2 pseudogenes are annotated in these 1,186 nt (G+C 40.9%); both read left to right on the plus strand.

The features are described from left to right. Positions 1-126: 126 nt before the first annotated feature. Positions 127-555, plus strand: a pseudogene (locus AACV78_RS20650) (transposase family protein); the annotation flags it as partial. 348 nt (positions 556-903) lie between these two features. Further along, a pseudogene (locus tag AACV78_RS20655) lies at positions 904-1,114 on the plus strand (reverse transcriptase N-terminal domain-containing protein); the annotation flags it as partial. Between the last annotated feature and the right edge of the window lie 72 nt (positions 1,115-1,186).

Raw genomic sequence — 1,186 nt, forward strand, 5'->3', positions numbered from 1 at the left:
GATTTATTGGCGGCGGTTCGTTCAGTTGTGAATACTGGTAAAAGGCAGGGCTTAACTGCTTATCAAGCTATTCAACAAGCCCTTTCTATTCATGGCTCTCTTTTTTACCCTAGTTGAGCAATTACGAAGAAATATCATACTCTAAAACTCAATTGGTAATTAATCAAGAGACCCGATAAATTATTTGCACTGCTTTTGGACCAGGGCATTGCCACGATTTTAACTTGTTCAAAAAAACTAAAATTAATTTTCATCCCGAAACAAATAGCTTACAAGACAGTGGCTATCAAGGGATAAAGGATTATCACCCCAATAGTTATATCCCTAGAAAGAAACCTAAAAATGGGAAACTTTTTCGAATAGAAAAAGACTACAATCGAGTTCTAGCACAGGAGCGAATGGTGGTTGAACACGTTAATCGGAGTCTCAAAATTTTTAAAATATTGTCGAGTCGTTATCGGAATCGCCCTCGCCGTTATGCAGAAGCGTTGTAATTTGTTGTCAGCACTTTACAATTATGAGTTAGCTTTCCGGTCTAAAATTCACAGCCTTTAATTATAACATAGATTTTTTTTGCAAGAGGTCTAATAACCAGCGAAATCAGGCTGTTTACGTTGGGAGTCCCAAAATGGGCAAGGATAATGGGGAGTTGGCAAGTTCCTGGTTGACCAACAAGCACTTCCTCTAAACCCGGTGGATAGTACCGCTCTAAAAACTCAAACAATGACTATCAGAAACGAAGTAACCTCTCGTCTGTTCTCAGTCTTCAATGATTGAGTAGGTGCTAACTAATACGAAGAGTAGGCAAGATTGATTCAAAAGCAAAACGCCTGACTGTAATGGTGAGGATAGGCAGACAGAATCACGGTGATTTGGAAGATGAAGTTTCCAGTAGCAGTAAATATGTCTAATACGAGTTTAAAGACTACGGGGGAATGGCATTCTATTAACTGGCGAAAGCTAGAACGTAGAGTGTATAAGCTGCAACGCCCGAATTTATCAAGCCTCTCAACGTGGCGATGTAAAAACATATCGCAGACTCCAAAAAACGTTGATGAATTCTTGGGCAGCAAAAGCATTAGCGGTGCGTAGAGTTACCCAGGATAATTGCGGCAGTGCGGCTCGTTGACGCGCCAAGGAGAAATCCGAAAGCGTCACACCTGCTGAAAGCAGGTCAATAGGGAAG

Origin of the sequence: Tychonema sp. LEGE 07196 (assembly GCF_963890365.1) — a bacterium.
In the GTDB taxonomy this organism is placed as follows: domain Bacteria; phylum Cyanobacteriota; class Cyanobacteriia; order Cyanobacteriales; family Microcoleaceae; genus Microcoleus.